19 protein-coding genes are annotated in these 16041 nt (G+C 64.4%); 4 read left to right on the top strand and 15 right to left on the bottom strand.

Annotated features, from left to right (window positions below):
- The first annotated feature begins 27 nt into the window (after nt 1–27).
- Together DFR40_RS09715 and DFR40_RS09710 are read left to right on the top strand one after the other, a co-directional pair.
- Nucleotides 28–480: a c-type cytochrome gene (locus DFR40_RS09715; protein ID WP_342767611.1), complete on the top strand. Its 453-nt coding sequence runs from the start codon at nt 28–30 to the stop codon at nt 478–480.
- A 1-nt stretch (nt 481) separates the two neighbouring features.
- Nucleotides 482–2095, top strand: coding sequence for an NAD(P)/FAD-dependent oxidoreductase (locus DFR40_RS09710; RefSeq protein WP_121458299.1), 1614 nt, complete (start codon nt 482–484; stop codon nt 2093–2095).
- Here the strand turns inward: DFR40_RS09710 and DFR40_RS09705 are convergent, their stop codons facing one another.
- The 8 genes from DFR40_RS09705 to DFR40_RS09670 all read right to left on the bottom strand — a co-directional run bounded on the left by DFR40_RS09705 (nt 2096) and on the right by DFR40_RS09670 (nt 9684).
- Nucleotides 2096–3310, bottom strand: coding sequence for a BaiN/RdsA family NAD(P)/FAD-dependent oxidoreductase (locus DFR40_RS09705; protein WP_121458298.1), 1215 nt, complete (start codon nt 3308–3310; stop codon nt 2096–2098).
- Nucleotides 3311–3442: 132 nt separating this feature from the next.
- Nucleotides 3443–4393 (bottom strand): alpha-E domain-containing protein, encoded by a 951-nt coding sequence (locus DFR40_RS09700; RefSeq protein WP_121458297.1) that lies wholly within the window; start codon nt 4391–4393, stop codon nt 3443–3445.
- Between the two features lie 2 nt (nt 4394–4395).
- Nucleotides 4396–5808 carry a circularly permuted type 2 ATP-grasp protein gene (locus tag DFR40_RS09695; protein ID WP_121458296.1) on the bottom strand — a complete coding sequence of 471 codons (1413 nt, stop codon included), beginning with the start codon at nt 5806–5808 and terminating at the stop codon, nt 4396–4398.
- 217 nt (nt 5809–6025) lie between these two features.
- Nucleotides 6026–7207 carry an acetyl-CoA C-acyltransferase family protein gene (locus DFR40_RS09690; RefSeq protein WP_121458295.1) on the bottom strand — a complete coding sequence of 394 codons (1182 nt, stop codon included), beginning with the start codon at nt 7205–7207 and terminating at the stop codon, nt 6026–6028.
- 24 nt (nt 7208–7231) lie between these two features.
- Nucleotides 7232–8155 (bottom strand): CobD/CbiB family protein, encoded by a 924-nt coding sequence (locus tag DFR40_RS09685; RefSeq protein WP_121458294.1) that lies wholly within the window; start codon nt 8153–8155, stop codon nt 7232–7234.
- A 39-nt stretch (nt 8156–8194) separates the two neighbouring features.
- Nucleotides 8195–8782, bottom strand: a complete 588-nt coding sequence (locus DFR40_RS09680) for a CoA pyrophosphatase (RefSeq protein ID WP_121458293.1) — start codon at nt 8780–8782, stop codon at nt 8195–8197.
- Nucleotides 8779–9036 (bottom strand): hypothetical protein, encoded by a 258-nt coding sequence (locus DFR40_RS09675; RefSeq protein ID WP_121458292.1) that lies wholly within the window; start codon nt 9034–9036, stop codon nt 8779–8781. The genes DFR40_RS09680 and DFR40_RS09675 overlap by 4 nt, the downstream gene beginning before the upstream one ends.
- A gap of 9 nt (nt 9037–9045) precedes the next feature.
- Nucleotides 9046–9684, bottom strand: coding sequence for a retropepsin-like aspartic protease family protein (locus tag DFR40_RS09670; protein ID WP_121458291.1), 639 nt, complete (start codon nt 9682–9684; stop codon nt 9046–9048).
- Between the two features lie 16 nt (nt 9685–9700).
- On the opposite strand from DFR40_RS09670, the gene DFR40_RS09665 reads away from it, so the two are divergent.
- A complete protein-coding gene (locus tag DFR40_RS09665) occupies nt 9701–10414 on the top strand; it encodes a type 1 glutamine amidotransferase (RefSeq protein ID WP_121458290.1) in 714 nt (237 codons plus the stop codon).
- 56 nt (nt 10415–10470) lie between these two features.
- Here DFR40_RS09665 and DFR40_RS09660 read toward each other — a convergent pair whose 3' ends face one another.
- From DFR40_RS09660 to DFR40_RS09635, 6 genes are read right to left on the bottom strand one after another with little or no spacing between them, the layout of a single operon-like run.
- The gene (locus tag DFR40_RS09660) at nt 10471–10965 is read right to left on the bottom strand and encodes a YajQ family cyclic di-GMP-binding protein (RefSeq protein WP_121458289.1); all 495 of its coding nucleotides are present in this window, start codon (nt 10963–10965) and stop codon (nt 10471–10473) included.
- Nucleotides 10966–10971: 6 nt separating this feature from the next.
- Nucleotides 10972–11283: a pyrimidine/purine nucleoside phosphorylase gene (gene ppnP, locus DFR40_RS09655; RefSeq protein WP_121458288.1), complete on the bottom strand. Its 312-nt coding sequence runs from the start codon at nt 11281–11283 to the stop codon at nt 10972–10974.
- Nucleotides 11284–11505 carry a DUF2788 domain-containing protein gene (locus DFR40_RS09650; RefSeq protein WP_121458287.1) on the bottom strand — a complete coding sequence of 74 codons (222 nt, stop codon included), beginning with the start codon at nt 11503–11505 and terminating at the stop codon, nt 11284–11286.
- Nucleotides 11506–11508: 3 nt separating this feature from the next.
- Complete coding sequence (locus DFR40_RS09645) at nt 11509–12741, bottom strand: argininosuccinate synthase (RefSeq protein WP_121458286.1); 1233 nt, start codon at nt 12739–12741, stop codon at nt 11509–11511.
- 32 nt (nt 12742–12773) lie between these two features.
- A complete protein-coding gene (gene argF / locus DFR40_RS09640; protein WP_121458285.1) occupies nt 12774–13694 on the bottom strand; it encodes an ornithine carbamoyltransferase in 921 nt (306 codons plus the stop codon).
- 3 nt (nt 13695–13697) lie between these two features.
- On the bottom strand, nt 13698–14870 hold the full coding sequence (locus tag DFR40_RS09635; protein ID WP_121458284.1) for an aspartate aminotransferase family protein: 1173 nt from the start codon (nt 14868–14870) through the stop codon (nt 13698–13700).
- 139 nt (nt 14871–15009) lie between these two features.
- Here DFR40_RS09635 and DFR40_RS09630 point away from each other — a divergent pair, with 139 nt between their 5' ends.
- On the top strand, nt 15010–15789 hold the full coding sequence (locus DFR40_RS09630) for a ParA family protein (protein WP_121458283.1): 780 nt from the start codon (nt 15010–15012) through the stop codon (nt 15787–15789).
- Here DFR40_RS09630 and DFR40_RS09625 read toward each other — a convergent pair.
- Nucleotides 15773–15952, bottom strand: coding sequence for a hypothetical protein (locus tag DFR40_RS09625; protein ID WP_147431310.1), 180 nt, complete (start codon nt 15950–15952; stop codon nt 15773–15775). The two genes, DFR40_RS09630 and DFR40_RS09625, sit on opposite strands and share 17 nt — an antisense overlap.
- Nucleotides 15953–16041: the final 89 nt, after the last annotated feature.

The raw sequence follows: 16041 nt of genomic DNA, 5'->3' as shown, positions 1-16041 counted from the left end.
CTCCGCCAGAATCTCGTGCAGCAGATGATGAAAAACCGGATTTATCAAGCCCTTGCCCTCGTTTCCCTGATTTTCGTTGCCGCCTGCGGCGAGGTCGAAGATACCCGCCCCGGCCAGCCGGTGAAGACGCGTCAGGAGGCATTCAAGGAGATCATCCGCAGCTTCGAGCCGATGGGCGTGATGCTGCGCGAAAAGCGCTACGAGGAAGACCGCTTCCTGAACCTGGCAACGCGGCTGGTCGAGCGCCGGGATGCGCCCTGGGCGCATTTCGGTCCGGACACCAACTATCCGCCGACCAAGGCCACCGAGCGGGTCTGGCAGGAGCCGGAACGCTTCATCGCGGAGAAGGAGAAATTCCTTGCCGCCACCGACGCCCTCCTCGCCGCCGCCCGCAGCAAGGACAAGACGGCCGTCGAAAAAACCTACCAGGCGGTGTACGACAGTTGCCAGAGCTGCCACAAACCGTTCAAGGCGCGCTGAGATGCTGCGCCTGACCGAACTCAAGCTGCCGCTCGATCACCCGCCGGAAGCCTTGCGCCCGGCGCTGTGTGCCCGGCTCGGTATCGCCGACGACGAACTGATCGGCTACACGGTGTTCAAGCGCAGCCACGATGCGCGCAAGAAATCGGCCATCGTCCTGCTCTACCAGATCGACGTCGAACTGCGCGACGAAGCCCGCGTCGCCGCCCGCCTGAAGGACGACCGCCACGTCGTGCCGACGCCGGACATGGACTACCACTTCGTCGCCCGCGCCCCCGAAGGCCTGAACGAGCGCCCGGTGGTCATCGGCATGGGCCCCTGTGGCCTGATGGCCGGGCTGCTGTTGGCGCAGATGGGTTTCCGGCCGATCATCCTCGAACGCGGCAAGGCCGTGCGCGAGCGGACCAAGGACACCTGGGGCCTGTGGCGCAAGCACGTGCTCGACCCGGAGTCGAACGTCCAGTTCGGCGAAGGCGGCGCCGGCACCTTCTCCGACGGCAAGCTGTACAGCCAGATCAAGGACCCGAACTTCCTCGGGCGCAAGGTCATGGCCGAATTCGTCAAGGCCGGCGCGCCTGAAGAGATCATGTACGTGAGCAAGCCGCACATCGGCACCTTCCGGCTGGTCAAGATGGTCGAGAACATGCGCGCGACGATCCGCGAACTGGGCGGCGAAATTCGCTTCGGCGCCCGCGTCGAGCGCCTGCAGATCGCCAACGGCCAGGTCGAAGGCGTCGAACTCGCCGGCGGCGAGCGTATCGCCAGCCGCCATGTGGTGCTGGCGATCGGCCACAGCGCTCGCGATACCTTCCAGATGATCCACGACAGCGGCGTCTATGTCGAAGCCAAGCCCTTCGCCATCGGCTTCCGCATCGAGCACCCGCAGACACTGATCGACAAGGCCCGCTTCGGCCCCAATGCCGGCAACGAGTTGCTCGGCGCCGCCGACTACAAGCTCGTCCATCACTGCGCCAACGGCCGCGCCGCCTACAGTTTCTGCATGTGTCCGGGCGGCCAGGTGGTCGCCGCTACCTCGGAACCCGGCCGCGTCGTCACCAACGGCATGAGCCAGTACTCCCGCGCCGAGCGCAACGCCAATTCGGCGCTGGTGGTCAATGTCGAGCCGGAAGACTTTCCCGGCGACTACCGCCAGAACCCGCTGGCCGGCGTCGATTTCCAGCGTCATTGGGAAAGCCAGGCATTCCTCGCCGGCGGCAGCAACTACGACGCACCGGCCCAGCGCGTCGGCGATTTTCTCGCCGGACGGCCGTCGACCGTCCTCGGTCAGGTCGATCCGTCCTACCAGCCGGGCGTGCACATGACTGACCTGAGCAGTTGCGCGCCGGCCTTCGTCATCGACGCGCTGCGCGAAGCCATCCCCGCCTTCGACCGGCAGATCCACGGTTTCGCGATGGCCGACGCGGTGCTCACCGGCGTCGAGACGCGCACCTCGTCGCCGATCCGCATCAAGCGCGGCGACGACTACCAGAGCATCAACACGCGCGGCCTCTATCCGGCCGGCGAAGGCGCCGGTTACGCCGGCGGCATCCTCTCGGCCGGCGTCGACGGGATCAAGGTCGCCGAGGCAGTGGCCCGGGCGATGATGCAGGCCTGATCAGGCGAACTGGCCGGCGACCCAGCCCGACGACCAGGCCCACTGGAAGTTGTAACCACCCAGCCAGCCGGTGACGTCGACCACTTCGCCAATGAAGTAGAGGCCGGGCACGTCGCGCGCAGCCATGGTCTTTGACGACAATGCGACGGTCGACACGCCGCCGAGGGTAATTTCCGCCTTGGCGAAGCCGAGCGTGCCCGCCGGCATCAGCGGCCAGGCGTTGAGCAGGCCGGCGATGCGCTCGAGGTCGCGGCGCCCGAGTTCGCCGATCGGCCGGTTCACCGCCTTGTCGCCGCCCTGCAGCATGCACCATTCATGGGCGAAACGCCGCGGCAGGCGCTCGGCAAGCAGGTTGGGCAGATGCACGCGGCCCTGGCGCTGGCTTTCCAGCCAATCGCCAGCGTCGATCCCCGGGAGCAGGTCGATGTCGACCGGACGCTTTTTGCCGCTACGGTATTCCTGCATCTGCCAGTAACTGGATATCTGCAGGATGGCCGGCCCGGACAGGCCGCGATGGGTGATCAGCACGTTTTCGCGGAAGGCGGCTTGATCAAAGCGGGCGCTGGCGTCCAGCGTCGCGCCAGCCATCGGCTTGAGCGGCTCGAGCAGCTCCGGGGCCAGCGCCAGCGGTACCAGCGCCGGCCGTGGCGGGACCACTGGAATGGCGAACTGCTCGGCCAGGCGATAGCCGAAGGGCGAAGCACCGATCTTCGGAATCGCCAGGCCGCCGGTGGCGACGACCAGCGACTGGCTGCGGAACGTCCCCTGATCGGTCAGCACCCGCCACGGCAGCAGCGTGTCATTTTCCAGGCGCTCGACGCCGGCGACGGCGCACGGCATCGCCCAGCGCACGCCGGCCTCGACGCAGGCGTCGCGCAGCATGGCAATGATCTCTTCGGCCGAATCGTTGCAGAACAGCTGGCCGTGCTCGCGCTCGTGGTAGGCGATGCGCCGCTTGTCGAGCATCGCGATGAAATCGTGCTGGGTGAAACGGGCCAGCGCCGAGCGGCAGAAATGCGGGTTCTGCGACAGGTAGTTGTCGGCGCTGACGCTGCGGTTGGTGAAGTTACAGCGCCCGCCACCGGAAATGCGGATGCGCTCGCCCAGCTTGTCGGCGTGGTCGACCAGCAACACGCGCCGGCCGCGGGCGCCGGCCTGGGCGGCGCACATCATGCCGGCGGCGCCGGCACCGATGACGATCACGTCAAATTGCATGGAAAATCGCTTCGCTGGGCATCAGGCGGCGCATTCTAGCACCGCCCGATGGCAGCCGATGCTTGCCGCCCCCCGGCCGATACCGGCAGCGCGCCGGTGGTGCTGGAGAACGCCTGACTCGGCGAACCTGCGTCAGGCGGCCTCGCTCATCGGTACCAGGAAATCCTTGCTGATGCCGTCGCCGAGCAGGTAGATGCGATCCATGAAGTCGGTCAGCCACTCGTGCAGACCGTCCTTGAGGATGTCCTCGATCCGCCCGTAGCGCAATTGCGAGTACAGCTGTCCGGCCTGGCGCAAGGTCTCGCCGGAATGGCTGTTGGCCACTAGTTCGATGTTCTTGACCACGCCGCTGAGGCAGAAGCGCAGCGAGCGCGGCATGTCGCTGTTGAGGATGAGCAGCTCGGCGACCCGCTCCGGGGTGATCACGTCACGGTAAACCTTGCGATAGACCTCAAAACCGGACACCGAGCGGAGCAGCGCCCCCCACTGGTAGAAATCGGTGGCCTCCTCTTCCTCGCCGTGCGGACGCAACACGTGGTACTTCACATCGAGGATGCGGGCGGTGTTGTCGGCACGCTCGAGCAAGGTACCCAGGCGGATGAAATGGAAGGCCTCGTCCTGCAGCAGCGTGCCCAGCGTCGTCCCGCGCGACAGCGAGGAACGCATCTTGACCCATTCGCAATAGTCGCCGATACCGGCGTTGGCGATCTGCTCGAAGCTTCTTTCCCGCGCCTCCAGCCAGGTCGAGTTCATCGTCTCCCACATCTCGGTGGTCAGCGTGCCGCGCACGGCATGCGCGTTTTCGCGGGCCAGCCGCAGGCAGCTGTGGATCGACGAGAAGTTGTCGTGATCGCTGACCATGAAACGCAGCACATTTTCGCCGTTGACCGTCGAATACTTGGCGGCGTAGGCCTCCTCCAGGCTGTTCAGGGCGATGATCCCGGCCCAGCTCTGGTTGGCGGCCTCTTCGGATTGCGGGACCAGCGACATCTGCCAGGTGACGTCGAGCAGGCGGGCGAGGTTCTCGGCGCGCTCGATGTAGCGCGACATCCAGAACAGGTGATCGGCAGTACGGCTCAGCATGATTAATCCTCCAGAACCCAGGTGTCCTTGGTACCGCCGCCTTGCGACGAATTGACGACGAGCGAGCCCTTGGTCAGCGCGACCCGGGTCAGCCCGCCCGGCACCATGTTCACGCACTTGCCCGAGGACAGCACGAAGGGGCGCAGGTCGAGATGGCGCGGCGCGATGCCCTCCTCGACGAAGGTCGGGCAGTTGGACAGGGCCAGCGTCGGCTGGGCGATGTAACCGTCGGGCTTGGCCAGCAGCAGTTGGCGGAAATGCTCGATCTGCTCCCGGGTCGAAGCCGGGCCGACGAGCATGCCGTAGCCGCCGGCGCCGTGCACCTCCTTGACCACCAGTTCGCCCAGGTGATCGAGGACGTAGGCAAGATCGTCCTTCTTGCGGCACATCCAGGTCGGCACGTTGTTGAGGATGGGCTCCTCGCCTAGGTAGAAGCGGATCATCTCCGGGACATAGGGGTAGATCGACTTGTCGTCGGCGACGCCGGTACCGATGGCGTTGGCCAGCGTCACGTTGCCGGCCTGGTAAGCCTTGAGGATGCCCGGCACGCCGAGTGCCGAATCGGCACGGAAGGCCTGGGGATCCAGGAAATCGTCATCGATCCGGCGGTAGATCACGTCGACCCGCTGCGGCCCCTGGGTCGTACGCATGTAGACAGTCTCGTTCTTGACGAAGAGATCGCGACCCTCGACCAGTTCGACGCCCATCTGCTGGGCCAGGAAGCTGTGTTCGAAATAGGCGCTGTTGTAGGCCCCCGGCGTCAGCACGACCACGGTCGGATCGGCGATGCCCTGCGGCGCCACCGCGCGCAGCTTCTCCAGCAGCATGTCCGGATAGTGCTGGACCGGCGCCACCTTGTGCTTGGCGAACAGTTCGGGGAACAGCCGCATCATCATCTTGCGGTCCTCGAGCATGTACGACACACCGGACGGTACGCGCAGGTTGTCCTCGAGCACGTAGAACTCGCCGGCGCCGGCCCGGACCACGTCAACACCGGCGATATGCGCATAGATGCCGGCCGGGACATCGACACCGCGCATCACCGCGCGATACTGCGCGTTGTTGAGCACCTGTTCGGCCGGAATCTTGCCGGCCTTGAGGATCTCCTGTTCGTGGTAGATGTCCCAGAGGAACATGTTCAGCGCCTTGACCCGCTGGCGCATGCCGCGCTCCAGCGACTTCCACTCCTTTGACGGAATGATCCGCGGAATGATGTCGAAGGGAATCAGCCGTTCCTTGCCCGCTTCCTCGCCATAGACGGCGAAGGTGATGCCGACGCGGTGAAAGGCCAGGTCGGCTTCGGCCCGCTTGCGCTCGATGCGCTCCGGCGGCGTCGCTGCCAGCCAGGCTGCATATCCCTTGTAGTGCTCCCGGACGCCTCCGTTGGCGTCATACATCTCGTTATAGAAGTTCATGTCGGACTCTTTGTGAGAAGGCTTGCGACACGAAATCAGCAGAATCCGTGCCATAACGGAAAAGCACATTGAAACAGCGGATTAGGAAATCCCGATGAAACCGAACGCCCCATGCTGGTGCAATTTTTTGACAGCGTGGTGCAGCGAAACAGTTTGGTGCAAATAAAAAAACCCGCCGGATCGCTCCGGCGGGTTGTGCGCGATCGCTGGACGCGAATCAGGCGCGCTCGAGAATCACTGCAATGCCCTGGCCGCCGCCGATACACATGGTGACCAGCGCGTACTTGCCGGCAACGCGTTCCAGTTCGTAGAGGGCCTTGGTGGCGATGAAGGCACCGGAGCAGCCGACCGGGTGGCCGAGGGCGATGGCACCGCCGTTCGGGTTGGTCTTGGCCGGATCCAGGCCGAGCACCTTGGACACCGACAGGGCCTGCGCGGCGAAGGCTTCGTTGGATTCGATGACATCCATCTGGTCCAGCGTCAGGCCGGCCTTCTTCAGGGCCAGCTTGGTCGCCGGGATCGGGCCTTCGCCCATGACATCGTTGGGCACGCCGGCAACGGCGTAGCTGGCGATGCGGGCACGCGCCTTGTAACCAGCCTTGGCGGCGACATCGGCCGCCGCGAGCACGAAGAAGGCAGCGCCGTCGTTGATGCCGGAAGCGTTACCAGCGGTGACGGTACCGTCCTTCTTGAAGGCCGGCTTCATCTTGGCCAGGGCTTCGAGGGTCGTGCCACGCTTGACGTATTCGTCGGTATCGAAAACGACCTCGCCCTTCTTGGTCTGCTTGACGATCGGCACGATCTGCGACTTGAAGTGGCCGGCGTCGATGGCAGCCGCGGCACGGCGCTGCGATTCGACGGCGAACTCATCCTGCGCTTCACGGCTGATGCCGTGCTTGGCCGCCAGGTTTTCGGCGGTGATACCCATGTGGCCGACGCCGAACGGGTCGGTCAGGACGGCGACCATCGAGTCGATCGCCTTGGTGTCGCCCATGCGGGCGCCGGAGCGCAGCGCCGGCATCAGGTAGGCGGCCTTGGACATGACTTCGACACCGCCACCGATACCGTAGTCGGCATCGTTCAGCATGATGTTCTGGGCCGTGGTCACGATGCCCTGCAGGCCGGAGGCGCACAGGCGGGAAACCTGCATGGCCACCGACTCCATCGGCAGGCCGGCCTGGATCGAGGCGACGCGCGAGGCATAGGCGTAGCGCGAATCGGTCGGCATCGTGGTGCCGACGGTGATGTAGTTGATCTGCTGGGGATCGACACCGGAGCGGGCGATCGCTTCCTTCATCACGATACCGGCCAGTTCGCTGGTCTCGAAATCGGCCAGGGAACCGCCAAAGGAACCGATCGGGGAACGGACTGCGCTCAGAACGACAACTTCTCTGCTCATGTAGAACTCCTCGTAAAAATTTCTTCAGCCTGCCAGACTGGCAAGCCCCAACAAAAAGAGCAACAACATCCACAGCACCGTGGCACGCCAGACCAGGCCGACGGCACTTTGCATGAAATCCACATCGGCCGGATCGCCCAGGCCAAGCTCGGCACGGTCGGCAACCTCGCCTTCGTCGATCACCGAACCGCCCAGCCGAACACCGAGTGCACCGGCACCGCTGGCCAGGACGATACCGAGTTCGCGCTCCGGCCAGAATGCCGGCTGGGTCCGCCAGCAGTGCACCGCATCCTCGAAATCGCCGACGACGGCGAAGGCGGCGGCGGTGGTCCGCTGCGGCAGCCAGTCGATGACGGCGAAAGCTTGCCTGGCGAAGCTTGCAAATTCATTATGCTCCGCCGCCTCGGCCGCTGTCCAACGGTCGCGCACGATCAAGGCCAGACGGTAGAGCAAGGCGCCGCAAGGTCCGGGCAGCAAGACGAACCAGAGCAGCACGGCGAAAACGTGGCGATGCGAGGCGCCGAGCGCGCCCTCGATGGCCAGGCGGGCGACGTCGCCGGCACTCAGGCCCTGGGTCGGACGATCCTGCCATTCGCCGAGCAGCAGCCGGGCGCGCTCGAGGTCGCCGAGACGCAGCGCCAGCTGGATTTCCGTGTAGTGATGGCTGAACTGGCGAAAACCCATCGTCAGGTAGAGGACGCCGACGTTGAGTACCCAACCGAGCAGCGGGTTCAGCGCATGCAGCGCCAGATAGACGATGGCCAGCAGAACGACCGGCACGGCGACGGCGATCATCCAGGCAGCCAGACCGTGGTGACGACCGCCGGCGTTGAAGCGCGACTCGACGAAAGCGGCCCAGGCCGACAAGGGTTCGGCGACGATCCGGCGATAGTCCAGCGGCTTGAATTGCTCGATCAGGAAGACGGCGATCAGCGAGAAGAGGCTCATGGAAACAGAGGACCGTGGGCGGCGGGTTGGACTAGAACATCAAGATACCACAAGCCTTTCGGTCAGCGAACGGATCATGCCGGCGGTTGCCCCCCAGATGAAGTAGTCGCCGTAAGGCATGGCGTAGTAATGACGCAGGGCGCCGCGCAGATGGACCGAATGGCGCTGGTGGTTGCTTTCGTCGAGAAGGAAGGCAAGCGGCACCTCGAAAACCTCGGCAACTTCGAACGGATCGGGCTTCAGCTCGAAGGGCGGGGTCACCAGCCCGACCACCGGAACGACGCGAAAACCGGTGCCGGTACGGTACTCGGGCAGGTAGCCGAGAAGCTCGACATGGCTGCGGGCGAGGCCGATTTCCTCTTCGGTTTCGCGTAACGCGGTCGCCAGCGGCGACGCATCGTCGGCCTCGACACGGCCGCCGGGAAAGCTGACCTGTCCGGCATGGTCGCGCAGATGCGCGGTGCGCTGGGTGAGCAGCACGGTATCGCCGCCGGCGCGCCGGACGATCGGGAAGAGCACGGCAGCCGGTGTCAGCACCGCCTGCGTCGCGCCATCCTCGATCACTGCCTCGCCATCGGGCGGTTGCGCCAGCAGGCTTTGCCGCAGGCGTGCCAGGTCGATGCTCATGCCGCCGCCGGTCCCTCCTCGATTTCGGCGTGCACCGCGGCCAGCGCATCCTGCAGGGTTTCCTCGGCGAGTCCGTTGATCGTCGTGGCAACAACGTCGGCCGCCTCGACGGCACCGACCGGCAGGCGCTTGCTGTCGAGCGAGGCGATCAGTGCGGCGCTGGCGCCGACGACGCGCAGCAACCCCTGGCGCTCGCGCATCAGCATTTCCAATTCTTCGCGCAGCAGCGCAACTTCCTGATCCCTTTGCGGCATCGTTCTCTCCTAAAAGCGCTTTTTCAGCGTCATCGTGTTGCCGTCGCGCAGCATTTCCATCCGGTTGAGGAAACTCATGCCGAGCAGCGCGACCGGCAGGTCGTTCTGGTGAATCGCCGCGTCGACCTGGTGCAGCGTGATGCCGCCGACGCGAACCTTGTCGAGCTTGACGATGCTGATCATCGTCTGACCGTTGGCGGTCTGCGAGATACCCTTCTCGCCGCGGTTGAAGTCCAGCCCCATCCGCCGCGCGTCGCTGGCACCGAGCGAAATCATGCTGGCCCCGGTATCGACCAGAAAACGCACCGAAACGCCGTTGACCGTTCCCGTGGTGACGAAATGCCCCTGCCCGTCGGCAGTCAGCACGACCTTGTCGCCGGCGTCGTCGGCAATCGTGCCGACGGCATGCTGGCCGACGCGCAACGGCCGCTTGCGCCCGCCGATCTCGACCACCACCTGGTCACCCTGGATCGACAGCACCTTGATCCCGTCGACCGTCGTCCCCACCGGCACTGCCCGCGGCGGTGCGCCGTTGATCATCAGCAGCGCCTTGCTGCCCATGATCCCGGCCAGGCCGACCTCCTGCGCCGACGCCGCAGCGGCCAGACAGGCCAGGCCGGCAAGCGTAAAATGCCGCAACCGGAACATCCTCAGCCAAGCTGCCATGAAACCTGTTGCCATTTTTCGCCACTCCCCCACAGAAGGTCCGGGCTATTTTGCCATATTCCTTGAGCAGCACGGGATTCCATGGACGCTGGTGGCCATCGACGAAGGCGTGGCGGTGCCGTCATCGGCCGCCGATTACGCCGGTCTCTGCTTCATGGGAGGGCCGATGAGCGTCAACGATCCGCTGCCCTGGATCGAGCCGGTCTGTGCCCTGATCCGCGACGCCGTCGCCCGCGACATCCCGGTGATCGGGCATTGCCTGGGCGGCCAGCTGATCAGCAAGGCGCTCGGCGGCAGCGTCAGCGGCAACCCGGTCAAGGAAATCGGCTGGGGCGAGGCACTGGCCACCGATGACGACATCGCCCGCCACTGGCTGGGCGAACTGGCCGCGCAGCCGGCGACGGTGTTCCAGTGGCACGGCGAGACCTTCAGCATCCCGCCCGGTGCCAGCCGCCTGTTCGCCAGCGCCTACTGCGCCAACCAGATGTACGCGCTCGGTCCGCACCTGGGCATGCAGTGCCATGTCGAGATGACGCCGGAGATGATCGCCACCTGGTGCGAGCAATGGGCCGACGAGGCACTGGCTGTCGCCGACCTGCCCAGCGCCCAGACGCCGGCCGAAATGCAGGCGGGAATCGCGGCCGGGCTGCCGGCGATGCGGCGGTTGTCGGAGCGGCTTTATTCGGTGTGGATCGAGGGACTGCGCCGGTAAACGAAAAAAGGCAGCCGCGGCTGCCTTTTTTGTGCCTTTTCGACGGTCGACCGTGATCAATCGCGGAAATTGCCGTAGCGGATCGGGAAGTCGGTGATCGTCTTCTTGACCAGCGCGATGCACTCCTGCAGATCGTCGCGCTTGGCCCCCTGGACGCGCACTTCGTCGCCCTGGATCGAAGCCTGGACCTTGAGCTTGGCATCCTTGATCATCTTCACGATCTTCTTCGCCATCTCGGTCTCGATGCCGTTCTTGATCTTCAGTTCCTGCTTGACCTTGTTGCCCGAGACCTTCTGCACCGGTTGGTGATCGAGACGCTTGGTGCTCTCGGCCTCCTTCTTCTCCATCGCCGGGAAGAGGATGTCCTTGATCTGGTCGAGCTGGAAATCGGAGTCGCCGTGCAGGGTGATGACCTTGTCCTTCTCGTTCAGCTCGACCTTGGCCGAGGTTCCCTTGAAGTCGTAGCGATTGTCGATCTGGCGGGCGGTGATGTCGACGGCGTTCTTCAACGCCACCATGTCCGCTTCGGAGGTGAAGTCAAAGCTCGGCATGGTCGCTTACCCGAAGTGGCAGACGTAGTGATAGGGCTCGTCGCAGGCGATCTCGAAGCTCGAGTTGCCGGGCACGTCGAAGGACTGGCCGGCTGCGTAGGTCTTCCACTCGCTCTCGCCCTTGAGCTTGACGCGGCAGGAACCGCCGACGCCTTCCATGATTTCCGGCGCGCCGGTATTGAAGGTCAGGCTGGACGGCAGGATCACGCCGACCGTCTTCTTCGTGCCATCGGCAAGGATGACGGTATGGCTGACGCACTTGCCGTCGAAATAAACATTGGCCTGCTTGACCACCGAAACGTTGTCGTATTGCGACATTCAAATTCCCCACATTTTCTGGATGACGGACTTGGCGATGAAACCGACCATGCCGAAAGCGAGCACGAAGAACAGCACGAAGGTGCCCGTCTTGCCGGCTTTCGACTTCCAGGCGATCTCGCCGATGATGAACAGCATGAACAGGATGAAGGCACCGACGCCCCAGGTCGAGAAGAAATCGGCGATCTGTTCCTCGTTCAGGCCGAATACGGTGCCTTCCATCGCTTACTTGCCCTTCTTCGCCTGCAGGTTGGCGGCGATGCGCATGCGCAGGGCGTTGAGCTTGATGAAGCCGCCCGCGTCCTTCTGGTCGTAGGCGCCGGCATCGTCCTCGAAGGTGGCGATGGTCGGGTCGAACAGCGAATCGCTCTTCGAGTCGCGACCGACGACGATGACGTTGCCCTTGTACAGTTTCAGACGTACCGAACCGTTGACCGTGGACTGGGTGTGATCGATCAGGGCCTGCAGCGCACGCCGCTCCGGGCTCCACCAGTAGCCGTTGTAGATCAGGCTGGCGTAGCGCGGCATCAGGTCGTCCTTGAGGTGGGCGACTTCGCGGTCGAGGGTGATCGACTCGATGGCACGGTGGGCGCGCAGCAGGATCGTCCCGCCCGGGGTTTCGTAGCAGCCACGCGACTTCATGCCGACGTAGCGGTTCTCGACCAGATCGAGACGGCCGATGCCGTGCTTGCCGCCGAGTTCGTTGAGCTTGGCCAGCAGTTCGTGCGCCTTCATGCGCACGCCGTCGATGGCGACCAGGTCGCCCTTCTCGAACTCGAGATCGAGGTACTGCGCGGCATCCGGCGCGGCTTCCGGCGACACCGTCCAGCGCCACATGCTTTCCTCGGCTTCGGCCGCCGGGTCTTCGAGGTGACGGCCTTCGAAGGAGATGTGCAGCAGGTTGGCGTCCATCGAGTAGGGCGAGCCGCCGTTGCGGTGCTTCATCTCGATCGGGATGCCGTTGCTCTCGGCGTAGGCAAGCAGCTTCTCGCGCGACAGCAGGTCCCACTCGCGCCACGGCGCGATCACCTTGACGCCCGGCTTGAGCGCATAGGCGCCGAGCTCGAAGCGGACCTGGTCGTTGCCCTTGCCGGTCGCACCGTGCGAGATCGCGTCGGCGCCGGTGGCATTGGCGATCTCGATCAGGCGCTTGGCGATCAGCGGCCGGGCGATCGAGGTACCGAGCAGGTATTCGCCTTCGTAGACAGTGTTGGCACGGAACATCGGGAAGACGAAATCGCGCACGAATTCCTCGCGCACGTCGTCGATGAAGATGTTTTCCGGCTTGATCCCGAACTTCAGCGCCTTGGCGCGTGCCGGCTCGAGCTCCTCGCCCTGGCCGAGGTCGGCGGTGAAGGTCACCACCTCGCATTGATAGGTATCCTGCAGCCACTTGAGGATGACCGAGGTATCCAGACCGCCCGAATAGGCGAGAACCACTTTCTTGACGTCGCTCATTTGCTTTTCCCGTTACGTTTTGACAATGCCGCTCAGACCTTCAGCCGGCCGAGCAGCAGGTATTCCATCAATGCCTTCTGGACATGCAGCCGGTTCTCGGCCTCGTCCCAGACCACCGACTGCGGACCGTCGATGACCTCGGCGGTGACCTCCTCGCCGCGATGCGCCGGCAGGCAGTGCATGAACACCGCCTTCGGGTCGGCGACCGCCATCATCTCGGCGTCGACGCACCAGTCGGCGAAGGCCTTCATTCTTTCCTCGTTCTCGGCTTCGTAGCCCATCGACGTCCACACATCGGTGGTCACCAGGTCGGCACCGCGGCAGGCGTCCATCGGATCGCCGAAAACCGCGTAGCGCGAAGCGTCGACCCCGGCGATCAGGGCCGGGTTCAATTCGTAGCCCGGCGGCGTCGACACATGCACCTTGAAATCGAGGACTTCCGCCGCCTGCAGCCAGGTGTTGCACATGTTGTTGGCGTCGCCGACCCAGGCCACCGTCTTGCCCTGGATGCAGCCGCGATGTTCGATGTAGGTGAAGATGTCGGCGAGGATCTGGCAGGGATGGTATTCGTTGGTCAGGCCGTTGATCACCGGCACCCGCGAATTGGCGGCGAAGCGCTCGATGATTTCCTGCTCGAAGGTGCGGATCATCACGATGTCGCTCATCCGCGAGATCACCTGGGCCGCGTCCTCGACCGGCTCGCCGCGGCCCAGTTGCGAGTCGCGGGTGTTCAGGTAGATCGCCGAGCCACCGAGCTGCTGGACGCCGGCCTCGAACGACAGGCGGGTGCGCGTGCTCGCCTTCTCGAAGATCATCACCAGCGTGCGGTCGGTCAGCGGCCAGTACTTCTGGTAGGACTTGAACTGGTCCTTGATCCAGCGCGTACGCTCGAAAACGTACTGGTGTTCGTCGCGGGAAAAATCCTTGAACTGCAGGAAGTGCTTGATCGCCATGTCTTACCCCGCCAGGAAGGCCTTGATCAGCGGAATCATGCGGTCAACCAGTTCGCTGGCGTCACGCTCGCTGAAGTTGAGCGGCGGCAGCAGGCGCACCACGGTATCGCCGGTAACGTTGATCAGCAGACCGGCCGCCAGCCCCTGGGTGACCAGCACCCCGCACGGGCGATCCAGTTCGATGCCGATCATCAGACCGTGGCCGCGGATATCGACGACGCCCTGGGCATCGGCCAGTCCGGCCGCCAGACGCTGGCGGATCAGCTTGCCGATGTTTTCGGCGTTGGCGAGCAAGCCCTCTTCCTCGATGCAGTCGAGCGTCGTCAGGGCCGCTGCGCAGACCAGCGGATTGCCGCCGAAGGTCGAACCGTGATTGCCCGGACCGAACAGTCCGGCGGCACGGCCGCCGGCCATGCAGGCACCGATCGGCACGCCGGAACCGAGTCCCTTGGCCAGGGTCGCGATGTCCGGCTGGACGCCGACCTGCTGGTAGCCGAACCACTTGCCGGTCCGGCCCATGCCGCACTGGACTTCGTCGCAGATCATCAGCCAGTCATGGGCATCGCAAAGTTGGCGAACCCCCTGATAGTAGGCCGGCTCGCGCAGGTGGATGCCGCCTTCGCCCTGAATGACCTCGAGCATCACCGCGACGATGTTGGGGTTCTGTTCGGCGACGGCGCGAATGGCATCGAGATCGCCGTAAGGCACCCGGACGAAACCGGCGACCAGCGGCTCGAAACCGACCTGGACCTTGTAGTTTCCGGTCGCCGACAGGGTGGCCATGGTCCGTCCGTGAAACGACTTTTCCATGACGATCACGGTCGGCAGTTCGATGCCCTTCTTGTGGCCGTAGAAACGTGCCAGCTTGATCGCGGCCTCGTTGGCTTCCGCGCCGGAATTGCCGAAGAAGACTTCCTGCATCCCGGAGAGCGCGCACAGGCGGTCGGCAAGACGCTCCTGGCCGACGGCACCGTAAAGATTGGAAGTGTGGATCAGGCGTCCGGCCTGCTCGGCAATCGCGGCAACGAGCCTGGGATGGGCATGGCCGAGGGTATTGACGGCGATCCCGGAGAGCGCATCCAGGTACTCGCGGCCCTCGGTATCGGTGACCCGGCTGCCCTTGCCATGGCTGAAAGCCACCGGCAGGCGGGCGTAGGTGTTCATGACATGCGACATGAGGCAAACCCCATAAAACGAAAACGGCGGCCATCGCCGCCGGAACGATTGCAACGCGGACCGGCAAAAATATCCGGAAAGAGTTGCAGAAAGCTGAATGTTAAGTGAAAAATAGCGCCTTGTATAGAACGGCCAAACCATGCGAATCGCCATCTTCAACCAGAAAGGCGGGGTCGGAAAGACGACTACCGCGCTCAATCTCGGTGCCGCGCTGCAGCGCTCCGGCAACCCGCCGCTGCTGATCGACCTGGATCCGCAGGGCCATCTATCCAGCATCCACGGCAAGACGCCGCTGGAATCCGGACACAGCCTGTTTGCCTTCTTCCAGGACCTGCGCGCGCTCGAGGAACTCGAAGTCGACTGGGAGAACATCGGCCGCCTGATCCCGGCCCACCAGCAACTGATCAAGGTCGATTCGATCTTCGGCAAGGGACCGGCGATCCTCAACAAGCTGCGCCACGGTCTAGACGTGCTCGAGGAAAAACACCCGGAGCGCCACTGCCTGATCGACTGCTGTCCGTATATCGGCGTGCTCGCGTTGAATGCGATCTTCGCCAGCGACTGCCTGGTCATTCCGGTGTCCACCGACTACCTGTCGCTGCAGGCCGCCGACCAGATCACGCGGACGCTGCAGGTGCTCGAACCGGTGATGAAGCGGCGCATCCCCCGCTACTACCTGCTGACCCGCTTCGACCGCCGGCGGCGGATGAGCGACGACGTGCGCAACAAGCTGCGCGAACGCTACGGCGACGAAGTCCTCGACACCGCGATCTCGGAGAACGTCACCGTCGCCGAGAGCCCGTCGATGAACCAGGATGTCTTCCGGCACAACGCGAGCAGCACCGGCGCCCACGACTACCGGGCGCTGTTCGACGAACTGGTCGAACGCGGCAGCCTGCCGATCAGGACGACGCGCTGATCAGGTCGACCACGTCCTCGTAGTTGACCGTGCCCAGGCGGCCGTTCATCGTCACCTGGTGCGGCACGCATTCCAGGACCTCGCAGTGGTTGTAGATCTGCGCGACCTTGCGCCGCGCCTCCGTTTCGTCGCGACCGTAGAACGAAAGGTGTTCGACGATCACGCCATTGCGTGTCCGGATCCGGAACAGATACTTGCTGATTGTTCCAGCCAGCATAGAAAACCCCCGCTAGATCAAAGCTGTACGCCGAG

It is taken from the genome of Azonexus fungiphilus, from assembly GCF_003634965.1.
In the GTDB taxonomy this organism is placed as follows: domain Bacteria; phylum Pseudomonadota; class Gammaproteobacteria; order Burkholderiales; family Rhodocyclaceae; genus Azonexus; species Azonexus fungiphilus.
Note: the sequence above shows the minus strand (reverse complement) of the source record. Positions and strands in the feature narration are given on the sequence as shown.